Raw genomic sequence first — 23,722 nt, 5'->3', positions numbered from 1 at the left:
TCCTCTGGCGCGGGTTCCGCGTCCACTGCCACCATCGCCGCCTCCGTCGCCGAACAGGGTGACGTTAGGTCACCCGGACCGGTCGGTGCCAGCCGCAGGCACAACGAATCGGAATCGATACCGTACCCAGAGTGAGGAGAACGGTGCGCCGTCTCACCGAACGGCTCAACCTGACGCCCGTCGGCCCGGAGCACGCCGACGAGCTCTGGCGGCTGCACCAGGACCCCGACCTCGAGGGGTGTCTGCAGAGCCACCCTTCCTGACCTCTCGCGTCGTGAAGGTGGCTTTGCTGACGCCGGGGCGGAAACCGCGTCAGCTGCGGCGCAGCGCCAGGTACCAGGCCGTGCCGAGCAGCGTGAGCGCGGCGCCGGCTCCGACCACCACCCGCGACGGCGCTGCGCCGGGACCGGCGAGCAGCACGACCAGACCCGCGCAGGCCACGGCGCACAGGACGGCGGCGGTCGGCGTGTACTCGGGCTGGTCGAACAGCCGGGCCAGCGGGAAGAAGTGCAGCCCGACGACCAGGCAGACCAGCGGCGGCACGAACTCCGGGCGCCCGAGCAGCAGGAAGACCGCGACGACCAGCGCGATCGCGACGAACTGGCCGCCGTTGACGAGACCGACTCCGCGCCGCCACCCGTCGGGGAGGTGCGCCTCGCGTGCGACGCGCCCCGCGGGAACGGGACGCAGGGCGACGACGACGGCTCCGGCCGCGACCAGCGCCGCGGCGATCCGCAGGACCCACCCGGGGCCGGCCGGGAGCCCGGAGGCCCCGACCAGTCCCCAGGCCACTCCGAAGACCGCCAGGATCACGACCCCGCGCCGCTGCCCGCTGCGGGCCAGGTCAAGCCCGGCGGCGTCGTGACCGGCGGCCCGGCTCATTCCCCGCCGCTGCTGAAGGCGGAGTCGAACGCCGCCGACGGCGCCTCGAAGACCGTGCGCTTCACGAACTCGAGCGCGTCCGGGGCGCCCACCAGGCGGTCCATCCCGGCGTCCTCCCACTCGATCGAGATGGGGCCGGTGTAGCCGATGGTGTTGAGCATCCGGAAGCACGCCTCCCACGGCACGTCGCCGTGCCCGGTGGAGACGAAGTCCCAGCCGCGCCGCGGGTCCGCCCAGGGCAGGTGCGAGCCCATCCGGCCGTTGCGCCCGTTGCCGACCTGGCGCTTCGCGTCCTTGCAGTCGACGTGGTAGATCCGGTCCTTGAAGTCCCACAGGAACCCGACCGGGTCGAGGTCCTGCCACACGAAGTGGCTCGGGTCCCAGTTGAGGCCGAACGCCTCGCGGTGCCCGACCGCCTCCAGCGCGGCCACTGCGGTCCAGTAGTCGTAGGCGATCTCGCTCGGGTGCACCTCGTGGGCGAAGCGCACGCCGACCTCGTCGAACACGTCGAGGATCGGGTTCCAGCGGTCGGCGAAGTCGCGGTAGCCGTCGTCGACCATGGACTGCGGCGTGGGCGGGAACATCGCCACGGTCTTCCAGATCTTCGACCCGGTGAACCCGACGACGGTGTCCACGCCGAGCTTCGCGGCGGCGCGGGCCGTGTACTTCATCTCCTCCGCCGCCCGCTGCCGCACGCCCTCGGGGTCACCGTCGCCCCAGACGCGCGGGTGCACGATGGCGTGGTGCCGCTCGTCGATCGGGTCGTCGCAGACGGCCTGACCGTTGAGGTGGTTGGAGATCGCGTAGACCTGCAGGCCGTGCTTCTCCAGGATGTCGCGGCGGCCCTGGACGTACGAGTCGTCCTCGACCGCGGCCCGCACGTCGAAGTGGTCACCCCAGCAGGCGATCTCCAGCCCGTCGTAGCCCCACTCCCCCGCGAGCCGGGCGACCTCCTCGAACGGGAGGTCGGCCCACTGCCCGGTGAACAGCGTGATCGGTCGTGCCATCAGCCCTCTCCTGCGATCGTCTGCCAGTTGCTGCCGGCCTCGGCCGAGCGGACCACGGCGTCGAGCACCTGCTGGACCTGCAGCCCGTCGGCGAACGACGGGGTGGGGTCGGCGCCGGCGGCGAGGTCGCGGACCAGGTCGACGACCTCGTGGGTGAACGCGTGCTCGTAGCCGAGCCCATGGCCCGGCGGCCACCAGGCGCCGATGTACGGGTGGGTCGGCTCGGTGACGTAGATCCGGCGGAACCCGGCGGTGTCGGGGTCCTCGGTCCCGTCGTAGAAGGACAGCTCGTTCATCGACTCGAAGTCGAACGCGAGCGACCCGGCGCTGCCGTTGATCTCCAGCCGCAGCCCGTTCTTGCGGCCGGTGGCGAACCGGGTGGCCTCGAACGTGGCCACCGCCCCGCCGCCGAACCGGGCGAGGAACAGCGCCGTGTCGTCCACGGTGACCTCGCCGCGCGCGGACGACCCCGTGGCGGACAGCCCCGAGGACGCCTCCGGCAGCGGCCGCTCCTTGATGAACGTCTCGGTGAGCGCCGAGACGCCGCTGATGCGGTCGCCGGTGACGAACTGGGCCATGTCGACGATGTGCGCGCCGATGTCGCCCAGCGCCCCGGAGCCCGCCTTGTCCTTCTGCAGGCGCCACACCAGCGGGAACTCCGGATCGGTGATCCAGTCCTGCAGGTAGGTGGCGCGCACGTGCCGGATCTGGCCGATCCGGCCCTGCTCCACGAGCTGCCGCGCGAGCGCCACCGCGGGCACCCGCCGGTAGTTGAAGGCCACCATGCTGCGCACGCCCTGGGCCTTCGCCTTCTCCGCCGCGGCGACCATGGCCTTCGCCTCGTCGACGGTGTTGGCGAGCGGCTTCTCGCACAGCACGTGCTTGCCGGCCTCCAGCGCGGCGACGGCGATCTCGGCGTGCGTGTCCCCCGGGGTGCACACGTCGACCAGCTGCACGTCGTCGCGCCCCAGCAGCGCCTTCCAGTCGGTCTCGGTGTGCCGCCAGCCCATGCGCTGCGCGGCCGCGGCGGTGGCGTCGGCGTTGCGGCCGCAGAGCACCGCCATGTCGGGCTGCAGCGGCAGGTCGAAGAACCGCCCCGCCGTGCGCCACGCCTGGGAGTGGGCGGCACCCATGAAGGCGTAGCCCACCATCCCCACGCCGAGCGTCGGACCGGGTGTCGAACCTGGGGTCATGACTCGAAACCGAGGGGCATGTACGTCTCCACGTTCTCCCGCGTGATGGTCGCCGAGGCCAGCGTGATCGACGCAGGCACCTCCTGCTCGGCAAGATCGCTCATACCCCGACCCTGCGCCACGAGCCGCGCGAGCGCAATGGCCGAGGAGGCCATCGACGGGCTGTAGGTCACGGTCGCCTTGAGCACGCCGGTGTCGGCCTGGATCTCGCGCATGGCGTTGGCCGAGCCGGCCCCGCCGACCATGAAGAACTCGGAGCGGCCGGCCTGGTTGATCGCGGCGAGCACACCGATGCCCTGGTCGTCGTCGTGGTTCCACAGGGCGTCCAGGCGGGGAGAGGCCTGCAGCAGGTTGGCGGCGACCTCCTGCCCGCCCTGGGCGGTGAAGTCGGCGGCCTGGCGCGGTCCGACCGCGAAGCCGAACGTGGCGAGCGCGTCGGCGAAGCCCTGGCTGCGGGCGGCGGTGAGCGGCAGGTTGTCGATGCCCGCGATCTCGCCGATGATCGGCTGCGCGACTCCCGCGTCGCGCAGCCGCTGCCCGATGTAGTGGCCGGCGCTGACGCCCATGCCGTAGTTGTCGCCACCGATCCAGGTCCGGTAGGCCAGCGGCGAGTCGAAGACCCGGTCCAGGTTGATGACGTGGATGCCGGCGTCCATCGCCTGCTGTCCCACCCGGGTGAGCTGGCTGCCGTCGTTGGGCAGGATCACCAGCGCGTCGACGCCGCGGTTGATCAGCGTCTCCACGGCCGCGATCTGCTGCGCGATGTCGTTGGTCGGGTTGACCGGCTCGAACGTCACGTCCGGGTACTGGTCGGCTTGGGCCTGCGCGTTGGTGGCCATCGCGGCCATCCAGCCGTGGTCCGCGGCCGGGGCGGAGAAGCCGATGGTGACGGGCGGACCGGGCTCGGCGGCGCTGCCCGCGGCGGGTGCCGGGGCGACCGGGGCGCCGCCGGCCGGGGCCGGTGCCTCGTTGCTGGTGCACGCGGTCAGGGCCGCGCCGGCGCCGACGCCGAGCGCGCCGGTGAGGAACCTGCGACGGTGCAGGCCCCGGGTGGGATCGGACATCTTCATCTCCTGTGTGGAAAGGCTCTAGTTGGATGAGACCGACGAGCGCTGGGCGCGGGCCTGGATCAGCACGGCGACGACGATGATCGCGCCCTTCGCGATGTTCTGGACCTCGGTGGCGAGGTTGTTGAGCACGAACAGGTTCGTGATGGTGGTGAACACCAGCACCCCGAGGATCGAGCCGATCAGCGTGCCGCGACCGCCGGACAGCAGCGTGCCGCCGATGATCACCGCGGCGATCGCGTCGAGCTCGTAGAGCGTGCCGTGGGTGCTCGAACCGGTGGTGGTCAGCGAGGCGATCATGATGGCGGCGATGCCGCAGCACAGGCCCGACACCATGTAGAGCAGGATCGTGTGCCGCTTGACGTCCAGACCCGCCAGGCGGGCGGCCTCCGGGTTGCCGCCGATGGCGAACGTGCGGCGGCCGAACGTCGTGCGGTTGAGCACCACCCACCCGACGGCCACGACCGCCGCGAAGAGGAAGACCAGCAGCGGGATGCCCAGCACGCGGGTGGTCGCGATGCCCGCGATCACCGGGTCGGTGACGATCTGGCTGCGCCGCCCCGAGATCTGCTCCGCGAGCCCCTGGGCCGAGATCAGCATGGCCAGCGTGACGATGAACGGCACGATCCGCCCGTAGGCGATGAGCAGGCCGTTGACCATCCCGGCCCCCACGCCGACCGCGATCGCGCAGAAGACCATCACGAGCGGGCCGAACGACTGCGTCGCCACCGTCGTGGCCCACACCGAGGACAGCGCCATCACCTTGCCGACCGACAGGTCGATGCCACCGCCGATGATCACGAACGTGGCGCCCACGGTGATCACACCGATGATCGAGGCCTGGGTCAGGACCGTGAGCAGGTTGGACGCGGTGAGGAACGTGTCCGCGGTGATCGCGCCGACCAGCGCCAGCAGCACCAGCACGGCGACCAGGCCCAGGTTGCGCCCGGCACCGCTGTCGAGCAGCCGCCGGGCCGGGGAGCGGGGCGGCTCCGCCTCGCGGGCGGCCTGTTCCACCCGGTCGCGCTCGTCGGCAGTGGGAACGGTCTGTTCGGTCACGCCCTGCTCCCTTCCATCACCAGGTCGAGCACGCGACCCTCGTCCAGCTCACCTGCGGGGGCCTCGTGGACCACGAGGCCCTCCCGTACCACCAACACCCGATCGGCCAGGCCCAGCACCTCGGGCACCTCGCTCGACACCAGCACGATTGCCGACCCCTCCGCGGCCAACCGCCGGACCAGCGCGTAGATCTCGCTGCGCGCGCCCACGTCGACGCCGCGGGTCGGCTCGTCCAGGAGCAGGACCGAGCAGCCCTGCAGGAGCCAGCGGGCGAGCACGACCTTCTGCTGGTTGCCTCCCGAGAGCGTGCGCACCGGGCGGGTGGCGTCGGTCGGGCGCACGTCGAGCTGGGAGGTGACCTGCGCGGCGGCGGCGAGATCGGCCTGCGGACCCAGGAACCCGCCACGGGCGAAGCGGCCCATCGCGGGCAGCGTCACGTTGCGGAACACCGGCTCCCCCAGCAGCAGGCCCTGGCTCTTGCGCTCCTCGGGAGCCAGGCCCATCCCCGCGCGGACGGCCGCGGGCACCGAGCCCGGGCGCAGCGTCGCGCCGGCGACCCGGACGGTGCCGGCGCTCGCCTTGCGCGCCCCGTAGACCGTCTCGAGGATCTCCGAGCGCCCGGAGCCCACCAGACCGGCGAGCCCGAGGACCTCGCCCGCGCGCACCGTGAAGGAGACGCCGGAGAACTCCCCCGTGCGCGCGAGGCCCTCGACCTCCAGCACCACCTCGTCCGAGGGCGCCTCGGTGCGCCGGGGGAAGACGTACTCGATCGTGCGGCCGGTCATCAGGCGGATGACGTCGGCGGTCGGGGTGTCGCGGGCCGGCAGGTTGCGGGCGACGGTCCGCCCGTCCTTGAGCACGGTGGCCCGGTCGCCGATCTCGCGGATCTCGTCCAGGCGGTGCGAGATGTAGACGACCGCGACGCCGTCCGCGGTGAGCTCCCGGATCACCCGGAACAGGTTCTGGACCTCCTCCGGGTCCAGCACGGCCGACGGCTCGTCCATGACGATGAGCCGGGCGTCGCGGGCCAGCGCGCGCGCCATGCTCACGACCTGCTGGCCCGCCGCCGACAACCGGCCCAGCTCGCGCCGCGGCGGGATCTCGGGGTGTCCGAGGCGCCGCAGCAGCGCCCGCGCGATGTCCTCGCCCGCACGCAGCCGGCTGAAGCCCATGCGCGACGGCTCGTGGCCCAGCACGATGTTCTCCGCCACCGACAGGCCGGGAACCAGGTCCAGCTCCTGGTAGATCGTCGCGATGCCGGCGGCGTCCGCGGCCTGCGGCGCCCCGAAGGACACCGGGCTCCCCGACCAGACGATCTCACCGGCGTCCGGCCGGTGCGCCCCGGCCAGCACCTTGATCAGCGTGGACTTGCCCGCCCCGTTCTGCCCCAGCAGGCAGTGCACCTCGCCCGCGGCGACGTCGAGGTCGACGCCGTCGAGGGCGCGGACCCCGGGGAACTGCTTCACGATGCCGCGCATCGTGAGCAGCGGTTCTGCTGTCATGTGTTCCACCTCGCGAGCGGAGCGAGCATCGGCGCTGGCCCGTGCGCCGCGAACGGTAGAAGCATTGACCAGTGCCGTACAAGGACGGAATAATGCCTCTTTCCGCCAGATTTCCGTCGATATCGGACCGTGATGCTGCCACCGTCCCCACAGGAGCCGCTGCCGCCGCTGCGGCTGTCCGCGCCTCCGCTGTCCGGCCGCATCGAGGCCGCCGTCACGCTCAGCACGGTGGCCCGCCTGGTCGCCTCCGGCGCGGCCGTGAGCAAGGCCGATCTCGTCCCCGCGGCGGGCCTGGCGCGTACCACCGTGAGCACCGCGGTCGACGAGCTGCTCGACCGCGGCCTGCTGCACGTCGACGGCACGCGGCCGACCGCCGGGCGCGGACGCCCCGCGGACCGGCTCGCGCTCTCCCCGCGCGGCGGGCACGTCCTGCTCGCCGACGTCGGGGCGAGCAGCGCGCACCTCGCCGTCGTCGACCTGTCGCAGCGCGTGCTCGCCCGCACCCACGTGGCGGTGGACGTCCGGGACGGCCCCGACGCCGTGCTCCGGGCGGTGGAGACCGAGCTCGCGCAACTGCGTGAGAGCGCCCTGCCGCTGCTGCGCGGGGGCGCTCCCACGGGGCGGGCGGCCGGCGTGCCGGTGCGCGCGGTCGTGATCGGCCTGCCCGGGCCGGTCGACGGCACCCGCGGTGTCCCGGTGCGGCCGCCGATCATGCCGGGTTGGCACGCCTATCCCGTGGCCGCGCGGCTGTCGCGGACCTTCGGCTGCCCCGCCGTGCTGGAGAACGACGTCAACCTCCGGGCGCTCGGGGAGGCGCGCGCGCTACCCGCCGACCAGACACCGCTGCTCTTCGTCAAGGTCGGCACCGGGATCGGCGGCGGGCTGGTCGGCCGCGAGGGGGTGCTGCACCACGGTGCCGACGGCGCCGCCGGGGACATCGGGCACGTCCGGGTACGCGGCGCCCCCGACGACGCGTGCGTCTGCGGCAACGTGGGCTGCATCGAGGCGGTCGCCTCCGCCGGTGCGATCGCGCGACGGCTCGGCGAGCCCGGCCCACCGGTTCCGATCGACGAGGTCCGCACGTTGCTGGCCCGCGGCGACCCGGCCGCCGTGGCGGCGGTGCGCGAGGCGGCCGGGCTGATCGGGGAGCTCGTCGCCACGCTCGTGCACTTCTACAACCCGGCGCGGGTGACGATCGGTGGCGGCCTGTCCGCGGCCAGCGACGAGCTGCTGGCGGGCGTGCGCAGCGTCGCCTACCAGCGCGCCCTGCCGCTGGCCACGCGCAACCTCGTCCTGACCAACAGCGTCCTCGGCGAGTACGCCGGGCTGGCCGGCGCCACCGTGCTGGGGATCGAGCGCGTGCTGTCGACCGAGTCGATCGGGTTGCTCCTGGCCCGGAGCGACTGACTCGGGCCGCTGGATCCCGGCACCGGATCGGGTGAAACCGGGGACCCGGGCGACGGCGCCGATACGGGGGCCGATTCACTGGTCGCCTGCACCCGGGAGAACGGAGTTCGATGACCGCACCGCCTCCGGCGCCGACCCGCCGTCCCGGGGCCACAGCTGCCGCGGGCGCGGCGGCCGCCCTCGTCGTCCTCGGCGGGCTCGGCCTCGCCCTCGACGGCGACGCAGGACGGCTGGCCGCCGACCTCGGACTGTTCCTGCTCGCGGCCGTGGCCGGGTTGTGCTGCCTGCGCGCGGCCCGGCGCAGCCGTGCGCGGGCGCGGCGCGGGTGGACCGCGCTCACCGTCGCGTGCTGGTCGTGGGCCGCGGGACAGGCGGTGTGGACCGTCCACGAGAACCTGGGCACGACCGCGTCTCCCGCCCTGGCGGCCGAGGTCGGTTTCCTCGCCTTCCCCGTCGCCGCACTCGTCGGGCTGGCCCGGCTCGCCCCACCGGGCGCGCGCATGGCCACACCCCGCAGGCTGCTGGACGCGCTCGTCATCGGCTCCGCGATCGGGCTCGCGGCGTGGGTCGGCGGGCTCGACACCCTCGTCGCCCGTTCCGGCACCGCACTGCCCGACGCCGCGGCGGCGCTGGCCTACCCGATCGCCGACGCCGTCCTGCTCACCGCCGCCGTGCTCACCGTCGCGCAGACCCGGGACACTCCGCTGCGCTGGGGGCTGCTCGGTGGCGCGGTGCTCGCGATGACCGTGTCCGACACGGTGTTCGCCTACCAGGTGGCGGCGGGCGCCTACGCCAACGGCACGGTTGCCGGGTGGGGGTGGCGGATCGCGTTCTGCCTGCTCGCGATCGCCGGTGCCCTCGTGCAGCGCGACTCCACACCCTTCACCACCGCCGCGCCCCTGCCCCGCGAGGCCGGCCGCGCCGCGCTGCTGCTGCCCTACGTGCCGCTCACGGCGGCGGTGGTGCTCGCAGCGCTGGACTCGCTGGCCGACGCCGGGCCGGACGCGGTGGAGGTCGCCCTGGTCGTCGTGCTGGTGCTGCTCGTCCTCGCGCGGCAGTACGTCACGGTGCGGGACAACCAGGAGCTCACCCGCGCCGTGCAGGAGCGCGAGGTGCAGCTGCACCACCTCGCCTTCCACGACCCCCTCACCGGGCTCGCCAACCGCGCCCTGTTCCTCGACCGGCTCGAGCACGCCCTGGAGCGGGCCGAGCGCTCCGGGCAGTCGGTGTCGGTCGCGTTCCTCGACCTCGACGGCTTCAAATCCGTGAACGACACGCTGGGGCACGCGGCGGGCGACGCCCTGCTCACCGGCGTCGCCACCCGCCTGCGCGGCGAGTTGCGCGGATCCGACACCCTCGCCCGCCTCGGCGGCGACGAGTTCGCGGTGCTCGTGGAGCAGGGGGACGACGCCACCGTCGTCGCCCGCAGGCTCCTCGCCGCGCTGGGCACGCCCATCCACGTGGACGGGCGGTCCGTGGAGGTGGGGGCCAGCATCGGGGTCGCAGGCGTGGAGGCCGGCCAGGACACCAGCCCCGGCACCCGCGCCGCCACCCGCGCCGCCACACTCCTGCACCGGGCCGACCTCGCCATGTACGCGGTGAAGGCCTCCGGCAAGGGCGACGTCGCGGCGCACTCCCCCGAGCTCCCCGCCGGCCGCCGTGCCGACCCGGCGGACCCGGTCGCACGCCGCGGCACCCTGCGGCGGGGGCGGCCGGGCCTGCCGGCCGCGTTCGCCGCCGCGCTGCAGCGCCACGAGGTGCACGCGATCTACCAGCCGGTCGTCGACCCGGTCTCCGGGCGGATCTCGGCACTCGAGGTGCTGGCGCGCTGGACGCACGACGGGATCGCCGTCCCGCCGTCGGATTTCGTGCCCGCCTGCGCGGAGGCCGGCCTGTCCGGGCAGCTGACGGCGCTCATGCTCGAGCAGGGGTGCGCGCAGCTCGCCGCGTGGACCGCCGGGCTGGCGCACCGGCGGCTGCGCATCGCGGTCAACGTCGATCCCACGGAATTCGGCGACGAGGGGCTGCCCGAGCGCATCGCCGGCGTGCTGCGCCGGCACGGCCTGTCCCCCGGCCAGCTCGCGCTGGAGATGACCGAGACGGCGGTCAACAACCGCCCCGGCAGCGCCGTCGACGTGATGCGCCGGCTGCGCGCGCTCGGCGTCCGGGTCGCGCTCGACGACTTCGGCACCGGCTACAGCACGCTGTCCCGCCTGGCCCGCACGCCCGCGGACACCGTCAAGATCGACCGGTCCTTCGTGGCGCACATCGACCACGACGAGCAGCAGCGCTGGTTCCTGCGCGGCATGCTCGACCTCGCCCGCCACCTCGGCCTGCGCACGGTGGCCGAGGGCGTCGAGCGCGCCGGGCAGCTGCACGAGCTGCGCCGCCAGGGCTGCGACCTGGTCCAGGGCTACTTCGTGGCCCGTCCCGCCACCGGAGCGCGGCTGACCCCCGCCGTGCTGGCCGACCTGCCCGTCCTGCCCCCGCACCTGCGCGGCATCCGCGCGAGCGACCAGCCCCTCGGGGCCGGCCGCTGGTTCCGCCCGGCCTCCGAACCCGGCTGAACGCCACCACGACACGCACGCACCCACACCCCGACTCGCGGGGGTGGGGCCCCGACTCGCGGGTGGGGGGCACCCACACCCCGCGAGTCGGGGTTTCCGTGCGCGTGTGTCGCGCGCGGGGTGCGTCAGGCGTGCTCGCCGCGACCCGAGAGCTGCTCGACGAGCAGGAGCAGCGCGCTGTGGTCGAGGTCGCCGTGGCCCATGGCGCGCAGCGCCCCCACGAGCTGGGCGACGTGCGCACCGAGCGGGATGGCCACGCCGGCCTCGCGGGCGGCGGCGGTGACGATGCCCATGTCCTTGTGGTGCAGGTCGATCCGGAAACCGGGCGCGAACTCCCGCGCCCGCATCCCGGCCGCCTTGCGCTGCAGCACCGTGCTGCCGGCCAGGCCGCCCCCCAGCACCTCGGTGGCCGCCTCGGTGTCCACGCCCTGCGCCTCCAGCAGCACCAGCGCCTCGGCGAGCAGCTGGATGTTGCCGGCGACGATGAGCTGGTTGGCCGCCTTGACGGTCTGGCCCGCGCCGACGGGGCCGACGTGCACCACGGTGCCGCCGACGACGTCGAGGTAGGGGCGCGCCGCCGCGACGTCGGCCTCCGCGCCGCCGACCATGATCGACAGCGTGCCCTCCTTCGCGCCGGCCTCGCCGCCGCTGACGGGAGCGTCGACCACGCGGACGTCGCGCTCCGCGGCCGCCTCGGCCAGCGCACGGGTGACGTCGGGGCGGATCGTCGAGCAGTCGATGTGCAGCGTGCCGGGCTTCGCGCAGGAGTAGATCCCCTCGTCCCCCAGCGCGACGGCCTCCACGTCCGGGCCGTCGGGCACCATCGTGATCACGACGTCGGCGTCGCGCACGGCGTCGGCGGTGCTGTCCGCACCCCGCCCGCCCCGCTCCACCAGCGCGTCGACGGCGGGACGCGAGCGGTTGTAGCCGACGACATCGTGGCCGGCGTCGATCAGGTGGCCCGCCATCGGGGCACCCATGATCCCGAGGCCGATGAACGCGATGGTGGTCACTTCTGCTCCAGCCAGTCGAAAGCACTGTCGGTGGTCGTGGTCGGTGCGTACTCCAGCCCGATCCAGCCGTCGTAGCCGGTGTCGTGCAGGGCGGCCAGGTGCGCGTCGAACGGGATCTCGCCGGTGCCCGGCTCGTGCCGGCCGGGGGCGTCGGCGATCTGGACGTGCCCGATGCGGGTGGCGTGCTCCCGGATCACGGCGGCGACGTCCTCGCCGTTCACGGTGAGGTGGTAGAGGTCGGCGAGCAGGGCGACGTTCGGGGCGCCGACCCGGTCGGCCACGGCGAGCGCGTCGGCGGCGGTGCGCAGCGGGTAGGGCTGCGGCCCGCTCAGCGGCTCCAGCACCACGGTGCCCTCCAGCAGGGCTGCCGCGCGCCCGAGGTTCGCCGTGGCGAGGTCGTCCTGGTCGCGCGGGTCGACGCCCTCGACGCGGTTGCCGTAGAGGGCGTTGAACACGCGCGTGCCCAGGCGCTTGCCGACGGCGGCGGCGATGTCGATGCTGTCGCGGAACTCGGTCTCGCGCCCCGGCCAGGAGGCCAGCCCGCGCTCGCCCGCGGGCATGTCGCCCGCGGCGAGGTTGAGGCCGGTGAGCTGCACGCCGGCGTCCTCGACGGCGCGGACGAAGCGGTCGACCTCGGCGGCGCCGGGCGCGGCGGTGGGGAACGGCCACCAGAACTCGACGGCCTCGAAGCCGGCCGCGCGGGCGGCGGCGGGGCGCTCCAGCAGGGGGAGCTCGGTGAACAGGATGGAGCAGTTGACGGTCCAGCGGGTCGTGCGGGTCATCGCATCCTCGGGGTCGATGGGAGTTCAGGAAAGCCACATCGCTGTCCTGCACGTTCATGAAAGTGGCTTTCCCGTACTACTGGAAGCCCTGCGCTCACGCCGCTCCCCGCCGCAGGAGCCGGCCGCGGGGCGTCTCGTCGACGCGCCTCCCGCGCAGCCACGTCTCCCGCACCACGCCCGAGAGCTCGCGCCCGGCGTACGGGGTGACGGGGTGGCGGTGGTGCAGCTGCCCCACCGCGTACGGCGCGTCCGGCGCGAAGACGACGAGGTCGGCGTCGGCGCCCGCGGCGATGCGGCCCTTGCGGGGCAGCCCGACGAGCGCGGCCGGCCGCTCCGCCATCCATCGGACGACGTCGGCGAGCCCGTGCCCGCGCCTGCGGGCCTCGGTCCACACCACCGGCAGCCCGACCTGCAGCGACGCGATGCCGCCCCAGGCGGTGCCGAAGTCGCCGGTCTCGAGCTGCTTGAGGGCGGGCGGCGACGGCGAGTGGTCCGAGACCACCATGTCGATCACGCCGTCGGCCAGGCCCTGCCACAGCGCGTCCCGGTTCCCGGCCTCGCGCACCGGCGGGCAGCACTTGAACCGGGTGTCGCCGTCGGGCACCTCCTCGGCCGTGAGCGCGAGGTAGTGCGGGCACGTCTCGACGCTCACCGCCACGCCCTGGGCACGGGCGGCGGCGAGCCGCGGCAGCGCGGACGCCGCCGACAGGTGCACCACGTGCACCCGGGCCCCGGTCTCGCGGGCGACCCCCAGCAGCGTCGCGATCGCGCCGTCCTCGGCCTCGGGCGGGCGGGAGGCCACGAAATCGGCGTAGCGCCGACCGGCCGCGGGACGGACCAGCGCGCCGTCCTCGGCGTGCGCGATCAGCAGCCCGCCGTACGCGGCCACCGCCGAACACGCAGTCGTCAGGTCGTCGGTCGACAGCGGCGGGAACTCCGGCACCCCGCTCTCGAGCAGGAAGCACTTGACCCCGAACACCCCGGCGTCGTGCAGCGCCCGCAGCTCGCCCGCGTTGCCCGGCACGGCCCCGCCCCAGAACCCGACGTCCACCGCGCACTGCCCCGCCGCGGCCGCCTGCTTGGCCTCCAGCGCCGCGACGTCGACAGTGGGCGGCAGCGCGTTGAGGGGCATGTCCACGATCGTCGTGACGCCGCCTGCGGCCGCCGCCCGGGTGGCCGTGTCGAAGCCCTCCCACTCGGTGCGGCCGGGCTCGTTCACGTGCACGTGCGTGTCGACCAGGCCGGGAAGCAGCACCTCGTCGTCGGCGAGGACGATCTCCCGCGCGGCGTCGACCGGCAGGTCGACCGGGAGCACGGCCTCGATGCGCTCCCCCGCGACAAGCACCGCCGCGGGCCGCTCGAGGCCGTCGACGACGACCCGACGCGCCCGGACGATCTGCATCTACTTGCCTCCGCTCCGCTCCGGCGAGTACGCCCGCCAGCTCGCCAGCCCGGAGATGTCCGTGAGCTCCGGCAGGGCCGGGTACTCGCGCCGCAGCACCATGGCCAGCGAGCCGCTGCCGTCGGCCAGCTCGATGACGCCCAGCTCCAGGCCGTCCGGCTCGCCGGGCAGCAGCACCTCGCGCAGCTGGTCGTAGGACAGGTCGTAGACCTCGCCCTCGACGGCGGCACCGCTGTCGCCGACGTCCTCGAGCGCGGGGTAGCGCCCACCGACGGCGTGGAAGCGGTAGCGCGGCGCCGTGGTCGTGCGGGCGACCAGCGGGGCGTCGCCCACGAGGTGGTGGTCGGCGCCGCCGGCCATGGCGGTGCCGTTCAGGAACATCCGTGGCACGTCTCAGACCCCCGAATCGAGTTCGACGATGTGTTCCGGCCGGATCGGGACCCGGCGCAGCGCCCGCCCCGTGGCCGCCCGGATCGCGGCCGCCACGGCGGGGCCGCTGGAGATCGTGGGCGGTTCCCCGACCCCCCGCACACCGTAGGGTGCGTGCGGGTCGGCGTACTCGAGGACCTCGATCTTCATCGGCGGCATGTCGAGGATCGTGGGGATCAGGTAGTCGGTGAAGGACGGGTTCTTCACCATCCCGTCGGTGACCACGACCTCCTCCATCAGCGCCAGCCCCATGCCCTGCGCGCTGCCGCCCTGGATCTGGCCGAGCACGGCGTCCGGGTTGATCGCCTTGCCGACGTCCTGCGCCGTGTCCAGCGCGACGACCTTCACCAGCCCCAGCTCCACGTCGACGTCCACGACGGCGCGGTGCGCGGAGAACGCGTACTGCACGTGGGCGTCGCCCTGCCCGGTCTCCGGGTCGATCGGGTGCGTCGGGCGGTGGCGCCACTCGACGGTCTCCTCGACGACGTCGTCGCCCAGCACGTCCGCAAGGCCGGTCAGCACCTCGCCGCCAACGGAGACGACCTTGTCGCCGTCGAGCTGCAGATCGGGACGGCCGAGCCGGGCCGCCGCCCGCGTCAGCACGGCGGCCCGCACCGCCTCGCAGGCCGCCTTCACCGCGCCGCCGGTCACGTAGGTCTGCCGCGACGCCGAGGTCGACCCCCCGGAGCCGACGGTGGTGTCCTTCGGCGCGACGACGACCCGGTCGACGCCCAGCTCGGTGCGCACGATCTGCTGCTCGACGGTGACGAGCCCCTGCCCGACCTCGGCGGCGGCGGTCTGCACGGTGGCCACCGGCTCGCCGCCGGTCATCTGCAGCCGCACCCGGGCGGTCGAGTAGTCGTCGAACCCCTCGGAGAACCCGACGTTCTTGTAGGTCACCGCGTAGCCGACGCCGCGGACCACGCCCTCGCCGTGCGTGGTGTTGGAGACCCCGCCCGGCAGCTCCCGCAGGTCCCGGGCCTGCCCGGGCGCGGGCGGCTGCGGCAGGTCCCGCACGATCCGGATGAGCTCGGCCACCGGGGCAGCAGAGTCGATCACCTGGCCGGTGATGTTGACGTCGCCCTCGCGCATCCCGTTGCGCGCCCGGATCTCCACCCGGTCGACGCCCACGGCGTCGGCGAGCGAGTCCATCAGCGCCTCGTGCGCGAACGCCGCTTGCACGCAGCCGAACCCGCGCATCGCCCCGCAGGGCGGGTTGTGCGTGTAGACGCCGCGGGCGTCGACGCGGACGTTCGGGATCCGGTACGGGCCCAGCCCCAGCGTGCCCCCGTTGCCCACGACCGCGCCGGTGGAGGAGGCGTAGGCGCCGCCGTCGAACAGGATGTCGGCCGTGGCGTAGACCAGCGTGCCGTCGGGTTCGGCGCCGAACTCGTAGCGCAGCCACGCGGGGTGGCGGTGCACGTGCCCGAAGAACGACTCCTCGCGGTTGTAGCTCATCTTCACCGGTTTGCCGGTGTGCAGGGCGAGCAGGCAGGCGTGGACGTGCATCGACAGGTCCTCGCGGCCGCCGAACGCGCCGCCGACGCCGGCCAGGTGCAGCCTCACCTTCTCCTCGGGCATCCCGAGCACGCGGCAGACCTGTCCCTGGTCGACGTGCAGCCACTGGGTGGCCACGTACAGGTCGACGCCGCCGTCCTCGCCCGGCACGGCGAGCCCGGACTCCGGCCCGAGGAACGCCTGGTCCTGCATGCCGACCTCGAAGTCGAGCGCCACGACCACCGGGGCGGTCGGCTCGTCCTCGCCGCGGCGGATGCGCACCTCGCGCACCAGGTTGCCGCCGGCGTCCGCCCGGCCGGCGTGCACGAGCGGCGCGTCTGCGTCGAGGGCCCGGCGCGGGTCGGTGACGGCGGGCAGCTCCTCGTAGGTGACGACGATCCGCTTCGCGGCACGGCGGGCGGTCTCGGGGTGGTCGGCGGCCACCAGCGCCACCGGCTCGCCCTGGTAGCGCACCACACCGTCGGCGAGCGCCGGCTGGTCGTGGTGCTCGAGGCCCACGGCGTTCTCGCCCGGCACGTCGTCGGCGGTGAGCACCGCGGACACCCCGGGCACCTTCAGCGCCTCGGTGATGTCGATCGACACGATCCGGGCGTGCGGGTGCGGGCTGCGCAGCGTGACGCCCCAGACCATGTCGTCGTGCCACAGGTCGCTGGCGTAGGCGAACTCGCCGGTCACCTTCAGCGTGCCGTCCGGGCGCAGCGGGCTGTCCCCGATCCGGCCCCGCGTCACCGTCTCGGTCTCCGTGCTGGTCATGAGGCCTTCTCCAGGAGGTTCCGGTGGACGGCGACGCACTCGCGCGCGACGGCGTCCTCGTCGACGGTCAGCACGCGGCCGCGCTCGACGACCGCCCGCCCGTCGACCACGAGCAGCTCCAGCGGGGGTGGGGAGCCGAGGACGAGCGCGGCGACGGGGTCGGCGACGTCGGCGTGGGCCGGGCCGTCGATGCGCCAGAGCGCGAGGTCGGCGAGCTTGCCCGCCTCGATCGTGCCGATCTCGTCGGCGCGCCCGAGCACCGCGGCGCCGCCCGCGGTGGCCAGCTCCAGGGCGTCGCGCACGCCGAGGGCGGTCGGGCCGCCCACGGCGCGGGCGAACAGCAGCGCGTGCCGCACCTCCTCCAGGAGGCTCGCGGCCTCGTTGCTGGCGGCGCCGTCGACGCCGAGGCCGACGCGGGCGCCCGCGGAGCGCAGGTCCCGGGTGCGGGCGATCCCGGCGCCGAGCCGTGCGTTGGACGACGGGCAGTGGGCCACGCCCGTGCCGGTGTCACCGATCTTCTTGACGGCGGTGTCGTCGAGGTGCACGGCGTGGGCGAACCAGACGTCCTCGCCGGTCCAGCCGAGGCCCTCGACGTACTCCAGGGGCGAGCAGCCGAACCGCTCGCGGCAGAACTCCTCCTCGTCGACGGTCTCGGCGAGGTGGGTGTGCAGCCGCACGCCGCGCCGCCGCGCCAGCTCTGCCGACTCGCGCATCAGCTCGCCGGTGACGGAGAAGGGCGAGCAGGGGGCGAGCGCGATCCGCAGCATCGACCCGGGCGACGGGTCGTGCCAGCGGTCGATCGCGGCGTCGGACGCGGCGAGGATCGCGTCGCGGTCCTCCACGACGTCGTCGGGTGGCAGGCCACCGTCGCGCTGCCCGAGGTCCATCGAGCCGCGGGTGGGGTGGAACCGCAGGCCCACCTCGGCTGCGGCGCGAATCTCGGCGCCCAGCAGGTCGCCGCCCTCGCGCGGGAAGACGTAGTGGTGGTCGGTGGTGGTCGTGGCACCGGTGCGGGCCAGCTGGGCCAGGGCGCCGCGGGCGCCGGTGTGCACCGCGTGCTCGTCGATGCCGGCCCACACCGGGTAGAGCGTGGTGAGCCACTCGAAGAGCGTGGCGTCGACGGCGAGGCCGCGCGTGACCCACTGGTAGAGGTGGTGGTGGGTGTTCACGAAGCCCGGCGTGAGCAGGCAGCCGCGCCCGTCGACCACGTCGTGGCCGTCCCGCTCCGGGGCCGGCCCGGCGCCGACCGCGGTGATCCGGTTGCCCTCGACGACGACGTGCCCGCCCGCGAACTCGTCGCCGGAGACGGTGACGACGTGCGCGCCCTCGATGATCATCGCTGCACCTCCGCGGCGCTCCGCACGGCTTCCATGATCTTCTCGTACCCCGTGCACCGGCAGAGGTTGCCGGCGAGGGCCTCCCGGATCTCCGGGTCCGACGGGCTCGGGTTGCGCTCCAGCAGGTCGTGCGTGGAGACGATCAGACCCGGCGTGCAGAACCCGCACTGCACGGCGCCGCGCTCCAGGAACGCCTGCTGCACCGGGTGCAACTGCTCGCCGGAGCCGAGACCCTCCACGGTGGTGACGTCGCGTCCGTGCGCCTGGCCCGCGGCCACGAGGCAGGAGCACACCGGGGTGTCGTCCAGGTACACCGTGCAGGAGCCGCACTCCCCCTGCTCGCAGGCGTTCTTCGACCCGGGCAGGCCGAGGCGCTCGCGCAGGGCGTAGAGCAGGCTCTCGCCCTCCCACACGTCGTCGGCCTCGCGGCGCTCGCCGTTGATCGTCAGCTCGATCCTCATGTCACGCGGCCTTCCGGTAGTCGTCCCACGCCCAGCCGGCGGCGCGGCGCGCCATCACCGACAGGGAGTGCAGCCGGTACGCGGCACTGCCGCGCACGTCGTCGATGGGGGCGGCGGCGTCGCGCACCTTCCGCCCGAACTCCACGGCCAGCCCGTCGGGCAGCACGCCGCGGGACTCCCACAGCCCGGCCGCGTCCAGCTCGCCGGCGAGGAACTCCGCGGCCGCGTCGGCGCGCCGCGGGGTGGGTGCGGCCGAGCCGATGCCGGTGCCGACGGCCCGCCGCTGCGGGTGCAGCGCCAGCCCGAACGCCGACACCGCGATGACCATCGCGTTGCGGGTGCCGATCTTGCAGAACTGCTGCGGGCCGGCGGCCGGGGCGATCAGCACGGCCGCGACCAGCTCGTCGGCGGCGAGTGCGTTGCGCTTCACGCCGGTGTAGAACTCCGCGACCGGGATGCGCCGCACGCCGCGCACCGAGGCCAGCTCGACCTCCGCGTCGGCCGCGAGCAGCGGCGGGTGGCTGTCCCCGGCGGGTGAGGCCGCGCCCAGGTTGCCCCCGACCGTGCCGCGGTTGCGGATCTGGGGCGAGCCGACCGTCCGCGCGGCCATCGCGAGGCCCGGGAGCCGGTCCCCCAGCTCGTCGATGATCCGCGTGTAGGTGACCCCCGCGCCCAGCCGGATGCGGCCGTCCGCCTCGGTGCCCCACTCCCGCAGCTCGGGCACGCGGGTGAGGTCGAGCAGGGCGGGCGGCCTGCGGTGGTCGAAGTTGATCTCGACCATGACGTCGGTGCCGCCCGCCACCGGCGCCGCGTCCGGGTGCTCGGCCTTCGCCGCGAGGGCGTCGGGCCACGTCGTCGGGGCGAGGAAGTCCATGCGAGAAGTACAGCGCGCCGACTCGTGGCGATGAAGTCGCCGACCCGACGAATCGCCCACCGGGTCACCGCATCGGGTTGTAGGTTCCTCCAATGCGGCCACCGTTGTTGTTGCTGCGCGACCTCCTCGCCCGGCCCGAACTGGGACTGCAGCTGCTGCACGCCGGCCGGGACGCCGAGGCGGCGCTGGAGCGGCCGGTGCGCTGGGTCTACACCACCGACCTCCTCGACCCGGCCCGCTACCTCGGCGGCGGCGAGCTGGTGATCAGCGGGCTCGTGTGGCGGCGCGAGGAGGCCGACAGCGAGCGCTTCGTGGCCGCCGTCGCCGGCGCCGGCGCGGTGGCGCTCGCGGCGGGCGCCGCGGTGTTCCACGGCATCCCCGACGACCTCGTCGACGCGTGCCGCCGCCACGACCTGCCGCTGCTCGCCGTGCCGGAGGACGTCTCGTTCGCGGCGCTCACCGAGGTGGTCGTCGGCGCGCTGAGCGCCGCCCGCGGTGAGCGGCTCGCGCACACCCTGGGCCGGCAGCGGCGGCTGCTGTCGGCCGTGGCGGGTGGGCTCGGGCTCGACGAGCTCGCCGCCGACGTCTCGGCCGCCACCGGCGCGGCGATCCGCGTGCTCAGCGCCACCGGCCGCGCCCTGGTCCCCGGACCGTCCCCGCTGCCGCTCGACGCGCTCGACGCGGCCGTCACCACCTTCCTCACCGCGGACCGGCTCCCCGCCGTGGTGCCGGGAGCGCAGCGGTCGGTGTTCCCGGTGGGGCCGGCCTCCGAGCCTCGCGTCACCTCGTGGTTCGTCGCCGTCGACGGCGACTGCACGCGCTGGGACGCCGAGACCGGCGACGCCGTCGGCGAGCTCGTCGCGATCGCGGCGCTCGACCGCGCCCGCCGCAGCGAGGGCCTGCGGGTGGCGCGCGACATCGCCGAGGACGCCATCGCGCTGGTCGCCGAGGGCGCGGGCGACCGGCCGGAGACCGCCGTGCGGCTGCGCCAGGCCGGCCTCGACGCCACCCACCCGCTGGTGGTGGCGGTGGCCGGCTTCACAGACGGCGGCTCGGTGGAGACCGCCCGCGCGGTGCTCGGCGACGCGGCCGCGCACGTCGGCCCGCCCGTCGTCGGGGTGCACGACGGGCTCGCGGTGGCGCTGCTGCCCGCCGGCGCGTCGGATGCCCCGACCGACATCCCGACCGACACCGCGCTGCGCACGGCGCTGGGCCGCCTGGCCCCCGGCCTCGGCACCGGCCGCCTCACCGCCGGGATCAGCAGACCGGCCGCCGCAGGCGCCCTGTCCGGCGCCGTGGCGGAGGCCCGGCACGCGCGCGACCTCGCCGCGCTGCGTCCCGGCCCGGTGCACGTCGTCACCGGCGCCGAGGTCACCTCGCACGTCGCGCTGCTCGCCGCCGTGCCCGACGAGGTGCGGCGCGCGTTCGCCGCGCGCGTGCTGGACCCGGTGCTCGCCTACGACGCGCGCACCGGGGCCGGCCTGCGCGAGACCCTCGAGGCGTTCCTCGACTGCTCCGGCTCGTGGAGCCGGGCGGCGCAGCACCTGCACCTGCACGTCAACACGGTCCGGTACCGGATCGGGCGGGTGGAGGAGCTCACCGGCCGCGACCTGGGCGAGTTCGGCGATCGCGTGGACGTGTACCTGGCCTTGCGCTCCCTGTAGCCGGCCGCGATCGAGGAGAACGCCAGTCCCCTCATTCCCCGCGAGTCGGGGCCTGGCTGCGCGTGTGTCGCTGGGCCGAGTGGCCGTCCCAGCACGAAGCACGCTCGCGGGCAGAGTCGGGACTGCGCGACCGACGCTGGTTGGGCCGCGGGCACGCCGGCGCCGTGATCGATCCGAGCAGTACCTCACTGCTGCAGTGTTTACGGGGGCCTGGAAGCCTGGATCGGTACGAACGATCGTGCTAGAAAGGACCCGTGAGCAAGGGAGAAGAGACCCGCGGGGTCATCCTCGACGAGGCGGGCCGGTTGGCGCGCCGCGTCGGGCTCGGCGGCCTCACGATCGGCTCGCTGGCCACCTCCACGAGCATGAGCAAGAGCGGGCTGTTCGCCCACTTCGGCTCCAAGGAGTCGCTGCAGCTGCAGGTGCTCGAGCACAGCACCGACCGGTTCGTCGACGAGGTCATCCGTCCGGCGCTGAAGGCGCCGCGCGGGGTGCCGCGGGTGCGCGACCTGTTCGAGCGGTGGCTGGAGTGGGACTCCGCCGAGGGTGGCTGCCCGCTCGTCGCGGCGTCCTTCGAGCTGGACGACCAGCCCGGCCCCGTGCGCGAGCGCCTCGTGCAGGTGCAGCGCGACTGGTCCGACACCCTGGCCACCGTCTTCACCAGCGGCATCGCCGAGGGCCACTTCCGGTCCGACGCCGACCCGCGCCAGTTCGCCCAGGACGTCCAGGGCGTGATGCTGGCCTACCACCTGGCGAGCCGCCTGCTCGCCGAGCCCGCAGCCGTGGACCGGGCCCGGCGGGGCCTGGACGCCCTGCTCACCGCCGCCACGGCCTGACCCCGCACGGAGGCCTCACATGACCAGCCCGTCGCCACGAAATAGCACGATCGTTCGTACTACCACGTTCTCGCCCACGCACTGCCGCCCGCGGCTGCGCGAGGACCGGGGGCCGCGCGCGGTCGTCGTCCGGCCGCTGGACCGCGCCGGCGCCGGCGCCGCCGTCGACGCGGTCTTCGCCGGCCTCTCCCCGCGCAGCCGCTACCTGCGCTTCCACTCCCCCGTCCCGCGGCTGCCCGCGACCGTGCGGCAGCGGCTGGTCGACGTCGACGGCCGGCGCCAGGCTGCGGTGGTGGCAACGGTCTGCGGCACGCCGGTCGGCATCGCCCGGGTGATCGGCGACGGCGATGGCGCGGCCGACGTCGCCGTCGCCGTGGTGGACGCCTGGCAGCGCCGCGGGGTCGGCCGGGAGCTGCTCACCGCGCTGGCGGCCCTCGCCGAGGAGATCGGGTACCGCGAGCTGCGCGGGAGCATCCTGCCCGAGAACGTCGCCATGCGCGGCCTCGCCGCCCGGGTGCTGCCCTGGGCCCGGCCCTGGTTCGACGGCGACACGGTGCAGTTCGCCGCCCCGATCGGGCCCGCCGCGTGGACGGTGACACACGAGGACCTGCTGGCCGACCTGGTGCGGCGCTGAGCTCGACGCCGACCGGCACCGGGAGTCCCCGGCGCGTTCAGCCGCTCCCGGTGGTCATGCGGCGAACGGCGTGGTCGGCTGCAGGACCGTCTCCACGAGCGCCTCGCTGCGCAGGTGCGCCACCGCGCGGTACTCGGGATCGCGGATCATGTCGGCGAACGCCTGCCGGCTCGGGTAGCGCACGAGCACGACCATGTCCCAGGCCTGCCCGTCCTCCGCGACCAGCGCTCGCCCGCCGGCACCCAGGTACTCCACCTGCAGCCCGTAGCGGGCGTTGATCCCCGCGCCGAGCGCGTCGGCGTAGCGCTGGTAGCTCTCGCGGCCGCCGTCAGGGCGCAGGCGCAGGAGGTTCAGCATCACCACCGGACCACCCGGGTCCTCTGCGAGCAGCACATCCAGGTCGCTGTCGTCGAACTCAATCATCGATGCCTCCATCTCGGAGACACCACGATCACATACTTGTTGGCTAACACGCAAGTTTTTCGCGACTCAGTCCCGCGTCACCGTCGCCTCGATCAGGCCGTACGGGCGGTCCGCGGCGTAGAACACCTCGTTGGGGTTCTCCAGCCCGAACGGGGCCAGGTCCACGACGAAGTGGTGCTTGTTGGGCGCCTGCAGGCTGATCCCGGCGATCTCCGGGTGCTTCTCCAGCGCCGCGCGGCCCATCTCCCACAGGGTCTGCTGCAGCGCGCGGGAATGCACCACCGCGAACTGCTCGAGCAGGATGCGCCGGACGTCGGCCCACGTCGCGTCCCAGTCGACGGCCGTGCCGGTGTAGCGCCACTGCGCCACCAGCGCCGTGGACATGATGCGGTCGTCGGTCTCGGGCAGCGTCGTGTAGCCGTCGGTGAGGAACCCGCGGAACTCCGATCCCGTCGACTTGAGCAGCACCAGGTCGCGCAGCCCGGAGACGACCTCGGTGCCCGCGTCCGAGACGTCCACGACGGTCGTGCGCACGTCCTGGCCGCGGCGCACCCACGTGTGGTCGTGCCCCTTCTCCCCGACCGGCACGCGGTCCCAGGCGAACTCGTCCACGCCGATCCGCGCGCCGCGCACCGGCGCCACGTCGTCGACGAAGTGGCGGGCCAGCGTGAGCGCGTAGTCCTCGATCGCGCGCAGCCCGTGCTCCTTCGCGAACGCGTAGGCGGTGTTCTTCTGCGTGTCGGTCGGCAGCACGTCGGACTGGTCGCCCGCCAGGTGCGCGGCCGCGAAGTCGCCGCGCAGCGAGGTCGACACGCTGACGTCGCGGATCTCGTGGCGCGGGGTGTCGCGGTAGATGCGCACGAGGCGGTTCTCCGCCTTGCCGTACTGGTTGGCGCCCAGCGTGATGCCCAT

Annotated in this window: 22 protein-coding genes; 6 read left to right on the top strand and 16 right to left on the bottom strand. The window is 74.3% G+C overall.

The features are described 5' to 3' along the window. Positions 1–131 precede the first annotated feature (131 nt). Positions 132–263 carry a hypothetical protein gene (locus CFP66_RS49935; protein WP_255413866.1) on the top strand — a complete coding sequence of 44 codons (132 nt, stop codon included), beginning with the start codon at positions 132–134 and terminating at the stop codon, positions 261–263. Positions 264–312: 49 nt separating this feature from the next. Here the strand turns inward: CFP66_RS49935 and CFP66_RS15305 are convergent, their stop codons facing one another. The 6 genes from CFP66_RS15305 to CFP66_RS15280 are packed head-to-tail and all read right to left on the bottom strand — an operon-like array spanning position 313 to position 6,710. Continuing rightward, positions 313–882, bottom strand: a complete 570-nt coding sequence (locus tag CFP66_RS15305) for a hypothetical protein (protein ID WP_094924437.1) — start codon at positions 880–882, stop codon at positions 313–315. After that, entirely contained in the window at positions 879–1,889 is a 1,011-nt protein-coding gene (locus CFP66_RS15300) for a sugar phosphate isomerase/epimerase (RefSeq protein ID WP_094924435.1), read from the bottom strand. The genes CFP66_RS15305 and CFP66_RS15300 overlap by 4 nt, the downstream gene beginning before the upstream one ends. Beyond that, positions 1,889–3,082, bottom strand: coding sequence for a Gfo/Idh/MocA family protein (locus CFP66_RS15295; RefSeq protein ID WP_094924433.1), 1,194 nt, complete (start codon positions 3,080–3,082; stop codon positions 1,889–1,891). Before CFP66_RS15295 ends, CFP66_RS15300 begins: the two co-directional genes overlap by 1 nt. After that, on the bottom strand, positions 3,079–4,146 hold the full coding sequence (locus CFP66_RS15290) for a substrate-binding domain-containing protein (RefSeq protein WP_094924783.1): 1,068 nt from the start codon (positions 4,144–4,146) through the stop codon (positions 3,079–3,081). The genes CFP66_RS15295 and CFP66_RS15290 overlap by 4 nt, the downstream gene beginning before the upstream one ends. 24 nt (positions 4,147–4,170) lie before the next feature. Beyond that, on the bottom strand, positions 4,171–5,208 hold the full coding sequence (locus tag CFP66_RS15285) for an ABC transporter permease (protein ID WP_369805054.1): 1,038 nt from the start codon (positions 5,206–5,208) through the stop codon (positions 4,171–4,173). Next, positions 5,205–6,710, bottom strand: a complete 1,506-nt coding sequence (locus tag CFP66_RS15280; RefSeq protein WP_198961459.1) for a sugar ABC transporter ATP-binding protein — start codon at positions 6,708–6,710, stop codon at positions 5,205–5,207. The genes CFP66_RS15285 and CFP66_RS15280 overlap by 4 nt, the downstream gene beginning before the upstream one ends. Before the next feature lie 132 nt (positions 6,711–6,842). On the opposite strand from CFP66_RS15280, the gene CFP66_RS15275 reads away from it, so the two are divergent. Both CFP66_RS15275 and CFP66_RS15270 read left to right on the top strand, forming a co-directional pair. Then, a complete protein-coding gene (locus CFP66_RS15275) occupies positions 6,843–8,117 on the top strand; it encodes an ROK family protein (RefSeq protein WP_143517268.1) in 1,275 nt (424 codons plus the stop codon). Between the two features lie 110 nt (positions 8,118–8,227). Then, positions 8,228–10,684 carry a bifunctional diguanylate cyclase/phosphodiesterase gene (locus CFP66_RS15270; protein ID WP_094924429.1) on the top strand — a complete coding sequence of 819 codons (2,457 nt, stop codon included), beginning with the start codon at positions 8,228–8,230 and terminating at the stop codon, positions 10,682–10,684. A gap of 125 nt (positions 10,685–10,809) precedes the next feature. On the opposite strand, the gene CFP66_RS15265 is transcribed toward CFP66_RS15270, so the two are convergent. The 8 genes from CFP66_RS15265 to CFP66_RS15230 form a co-directional block, all read right to left on the bottom strand. Continuing rightward, on the bottom strand, positions 10,810–11,697 hold the full coding sequence (locus tag CFP66_RS15265) for a 2-hydroxy-3-oxopropionate reductase (RefSeq protein WP_094924427.1): 888 nt from the start codon (positions 11,695–11,697) through the stop codon (positions 10,810–10,812). Next, positions 11,694–12,479: a hydroxypyruvate isomerase family protein gene (locus tag CFP66_RS15260; protein WP_094924425.1), complete on the bottom strand. Its 786-nt coding sequence runs from the start codon at positions 12,477–12,479 to the stop codon at positions 11,694–11,696. The genes CFP66_RS15265 and CFP66_RS15260 overlap by 4 nt, the downstream gene beginning before the upstream one ends. Before the next feature lie 94 nt (positions 12,480–12,573). Next, a complete protein-coding gene (allB, locus tag CFP66_RS15255; protein WP_094924422.1) occupies positions 12,574–13,881 on the bottom strand; it encodes an allantoinase AllB in 1,308 nt (435 codons plus the stop codon). Then, on the bottom strand, positions 13,882–14,262 hold the full coding sequence (locus tag CFP66_RS15250; RefSeq protein ID WP_369805053.1) for a gamma-glutamylcyclotransferase: 381 nt from the start codon (positions 14,260–14,262) through the stop codon (positions 13,882–13,884). A 12-nt stretch (positions 14,263–14,274) separates the two neighbouring features. Then, a complete protein-coding gene (pucD, locus tag CFP66_RS15245) occupies positions 14,275–16,581 on the bottom strand; it encodes a xanthine dehydrogenase subunit D (protein ID WP_094924417.1) in 2,307 nt (768 codons plus the stop codon). Beyond that, on the bottom strand, positions 16,578–17,918 hold the full coding sequence (locus CFP66_RS15240) for an 8-oxoguanine deaminase (protein WP_094924414.1): 1,341 nt from the start codon (positions 17,916–17,918) through the stop codon (positions 16,578–16,580). The genes pucD and CFP66_RS15240 overlap by 4 nt, the downstream gene beginning before the upstream one ends. Then, a complete protein-coding gene (locus CFP66_RS15235) occupies positions 17,915–18,379 on the bottom strand; it encodes a (2Fe-2S)-binding protein (RefSeq protein ID WP_094924411.1) in 465 nt (154 codons plus the stop codon). The genes CFP66_RS15240 and CFP66_RS15235 overlap by 4 nt, the downstream gene beginning before the upstream one ends. 1 nt (position 18,380) lies before the next feature. Further along, positions 18,381–19,253: a xanthine dehydrogenase family protein subunit M gene (locus tag CFP66_RS15230; RefSeq protein WP_094924409.1), complete on the bottom strand. Its 873-nt coding sequence runs from the start codon at positions 19,251–19,253 to the stop codon at positions 18,381–18,383. A 92-nt stretch (positions 19,254–19,345) separates the two neighbouring features. On the opposite strand from CFP66_RS15230, the gene CFP66_RS15225 reads away from it, so the two are divergent. The 3 genes from CFP66_RS15225 (at position 19,346) to CFP66_RS15215 (ending at position 22,387) form a co-directional block, all read left to right on the top strand. Further along, positions 19,346–20,917, top strand: coding sequence for a PucR family transcriptional regulator (locus CFP66_RS15225; protein ID WP_094924406.1), 1,572 nt, complete (start codon positions 19,346–19,348; stop codon positions 20,915–20,917). A gap of 254 nt (positions 20,918–21,171) precedes the next feature. Further along, positions 21,172–21,753 carry a TetR/AcrR family transcriptional regulator gene (locus tag CFP66_RS15220; protein ID WP_094924403.1) on the top strand — a complete coding sequence of 194 codons (582 nt, stop codon included), beginning with the start codon at positions 21,172–21,174 and terminating at the stop codon, positions 21,751–21,753. Between the two features lie 19 nt (positions 21,754–21,772). After that, positions 21,773–22,387, top strand: a complete 615-nt coding sequence (locus tag CFP66_RS15215; protein ID WP_094924400.1) for a GNAT family N-acetyltransferase — start codon at positions 21,773–21,775, stop codon at positions 22,385–22,387. Between the two features lie 54 nt (positions 22,388–22,441). Here the strand turns inward: CFP66_RS15215 and CFP66_RS15210 are convergent, their stop codons facing one another. Next, on the bottom strand, positions 22,442–22,810 hold the full coding sequence (locus tag CFP66_RS15210) for a DUF1330 domain-containing protein (protein WP_094924777.1): 369 nt from the start codon (positions 22,808–22,810) through the stop codon (positions 22,442–22,444). 66 nt (positions 22,811–22,876) lie between these two features. Then, entirely contained in the window at positions 22,877–23,722 is an 846-nt protein-coding gene (gene pucL, locus CFP66_RS15205; protein WP_094924397.1) for a factor-independent urate hydroxylase, read from the bottom strand.

Source organism: Pseudonocardia sp. MH-G8 (genome assembly GCF_002262885.1).
Lineage (GTDB): Bacteria > Actinomycetota > Actinomycetes > Mycobacteriales > Pseudonocardiaceae > Pseudonocardia.
The sequence above is the reverse complement of the archived record's forward strand: the minus strand, read 5'-3'. Positions and strand labels throughout refer to the sequence as shown.

What these genes read in the sequence shown, in the direction of transcription:
- CFP66_RS15305 (WP_094924437.1), bottom strand. Translation starts at nt 882, where the DNA reads ATGAGCCGGGCCGCCGGTCACGACGCCGCCGGGCTTGACCTGGCCCGC.
- CFP66_RS15300 (WP_094924435.1), bottom strand. Translation starts at nt 1,889, where the DNA reads ATGGCACGACCGATCACGCTGTTCACCGGGCAGTGGGCCGACCTCCCG.
- CFP66_RS15295 (WP_094924433.1), bottom strand. Translation starts at nt 3,082, where the DNA reads ATGACCCCAGGTTCGACACCCGGTCCGACGCTCGGCGTGGGGATGGTG.
- CFP66_RS15290 (WP_094924783.1), bottom strand. Translation starts at nt 4,146, where the DNA reads ATGTCCGATCCCACCCGGGGCCTGCACCGTCGCAGGTTCCTCACCGGC.
- CFP66_RS15280 (WP_198961459.1), bottom strand. Translation starts at nt 6,710, where the DNA reads ATGACAGCAGAACCGCTGCTCACGATGCGCGGCATCGTGAAGCAGTTC.
- CFP66_RS15275 (WP_143517268.1), top strand. Translation starts at nt 6,843, where the DNA reads ATGCTGCCACCGTCCCCACAGGAGCCGCTGCCGCCGCTGCGGCTGTCC.
- CFP66_RS15270 (WP_094924429.1), top strand. Translation starts at nt 8,228, where the DNA reads ATGACCGCACCGCCTCCGGCGCCGACCCGCCGTCCCGGGGCCACAGCT.
- CFP66_RS15260 (WP_094924425.1), bottom strand. Translation starts at nt 12,479, where the DNA reads ATGACCCGCACGACCCGCTGGACCGTCAACTGCTCCATCCTGTTCACC.
- allB (WP_094924422.1), bottom strand. Translation starts at nt 13,881, where the DNA reads ATGCAGATCGTCCGGGCGCGTCGGGTCGTCGTCGACGGCCTCGAGCGG.
- CFP66_RS15250 (WP_369805053.1), bottom strand. Translation starts at nt 14,262, where the DNA reads ATGTTCCTGAACGGCACCGCCATGGCCGGCGGCGCCGACCACCACCTC.
- pucD (WP_094924417.1), bottom strand. Translation starts at nt 16,581, where the DNA reads ATGACCAGCACGGAGACCGAGACGGTGACGCGGGGCCGGATCGGGGAC.
- CFP66_RS15240 (WP_094924414.1), bottom strand. Translation starts at nt 17,918, where the DNA reads ATGATCATCGAGGGCGCGCACGTCGTCACCGTCTCCGGCGACGAGTTC.
- CFP66_RS15235 (WP_094924411.1), bottom strand. Translation starts at nt 18,379, where the DNA reads ATGAGGATCGAGCTGACGATCAACGGCGAGCGCCGCGAGGCCGACGAC.
- CFP66_RS15230 (WP_094924409.1), bottom strand. Translation starts at nt 19,253, where the DNA reads ATGGACTTCCTCGCCCCGACGACGTGGCCCGACGCCCTCGCGGCGAAG.
- CFP66_RS15225 (WP_094924406.1), top strand. Translation starts at nt 19,346, where the DNA reads ATGCGGCCACCGTTGTTGTTGCTGCGCGACCTCCTCGCCCGGCCCGAA.
- CFP66_RS15215 (WP_094924400.1), top strand. Translation starts at nt 21,773, where the DNA reads ATGACCAGCCCGTCGCCACGAAATAGCACGATCGTTCGTACTACCACG.
- CFP66_RS15210 (WP_094924777.1), bottom strand. Translation starts at nt 22,810, where the DNA reads ATGATTGAGTTCGACGACAGCGACCTGGATGTGCTGCTCGCAGAGGAC.
- pucL (WP_094924397.1), bottom strand. Translation starts at nt 23,722, where the DNA reads ATGGGCATCACGCTGGGCGCCAACCAGTACGGCAAGGCGGAGAACCGC.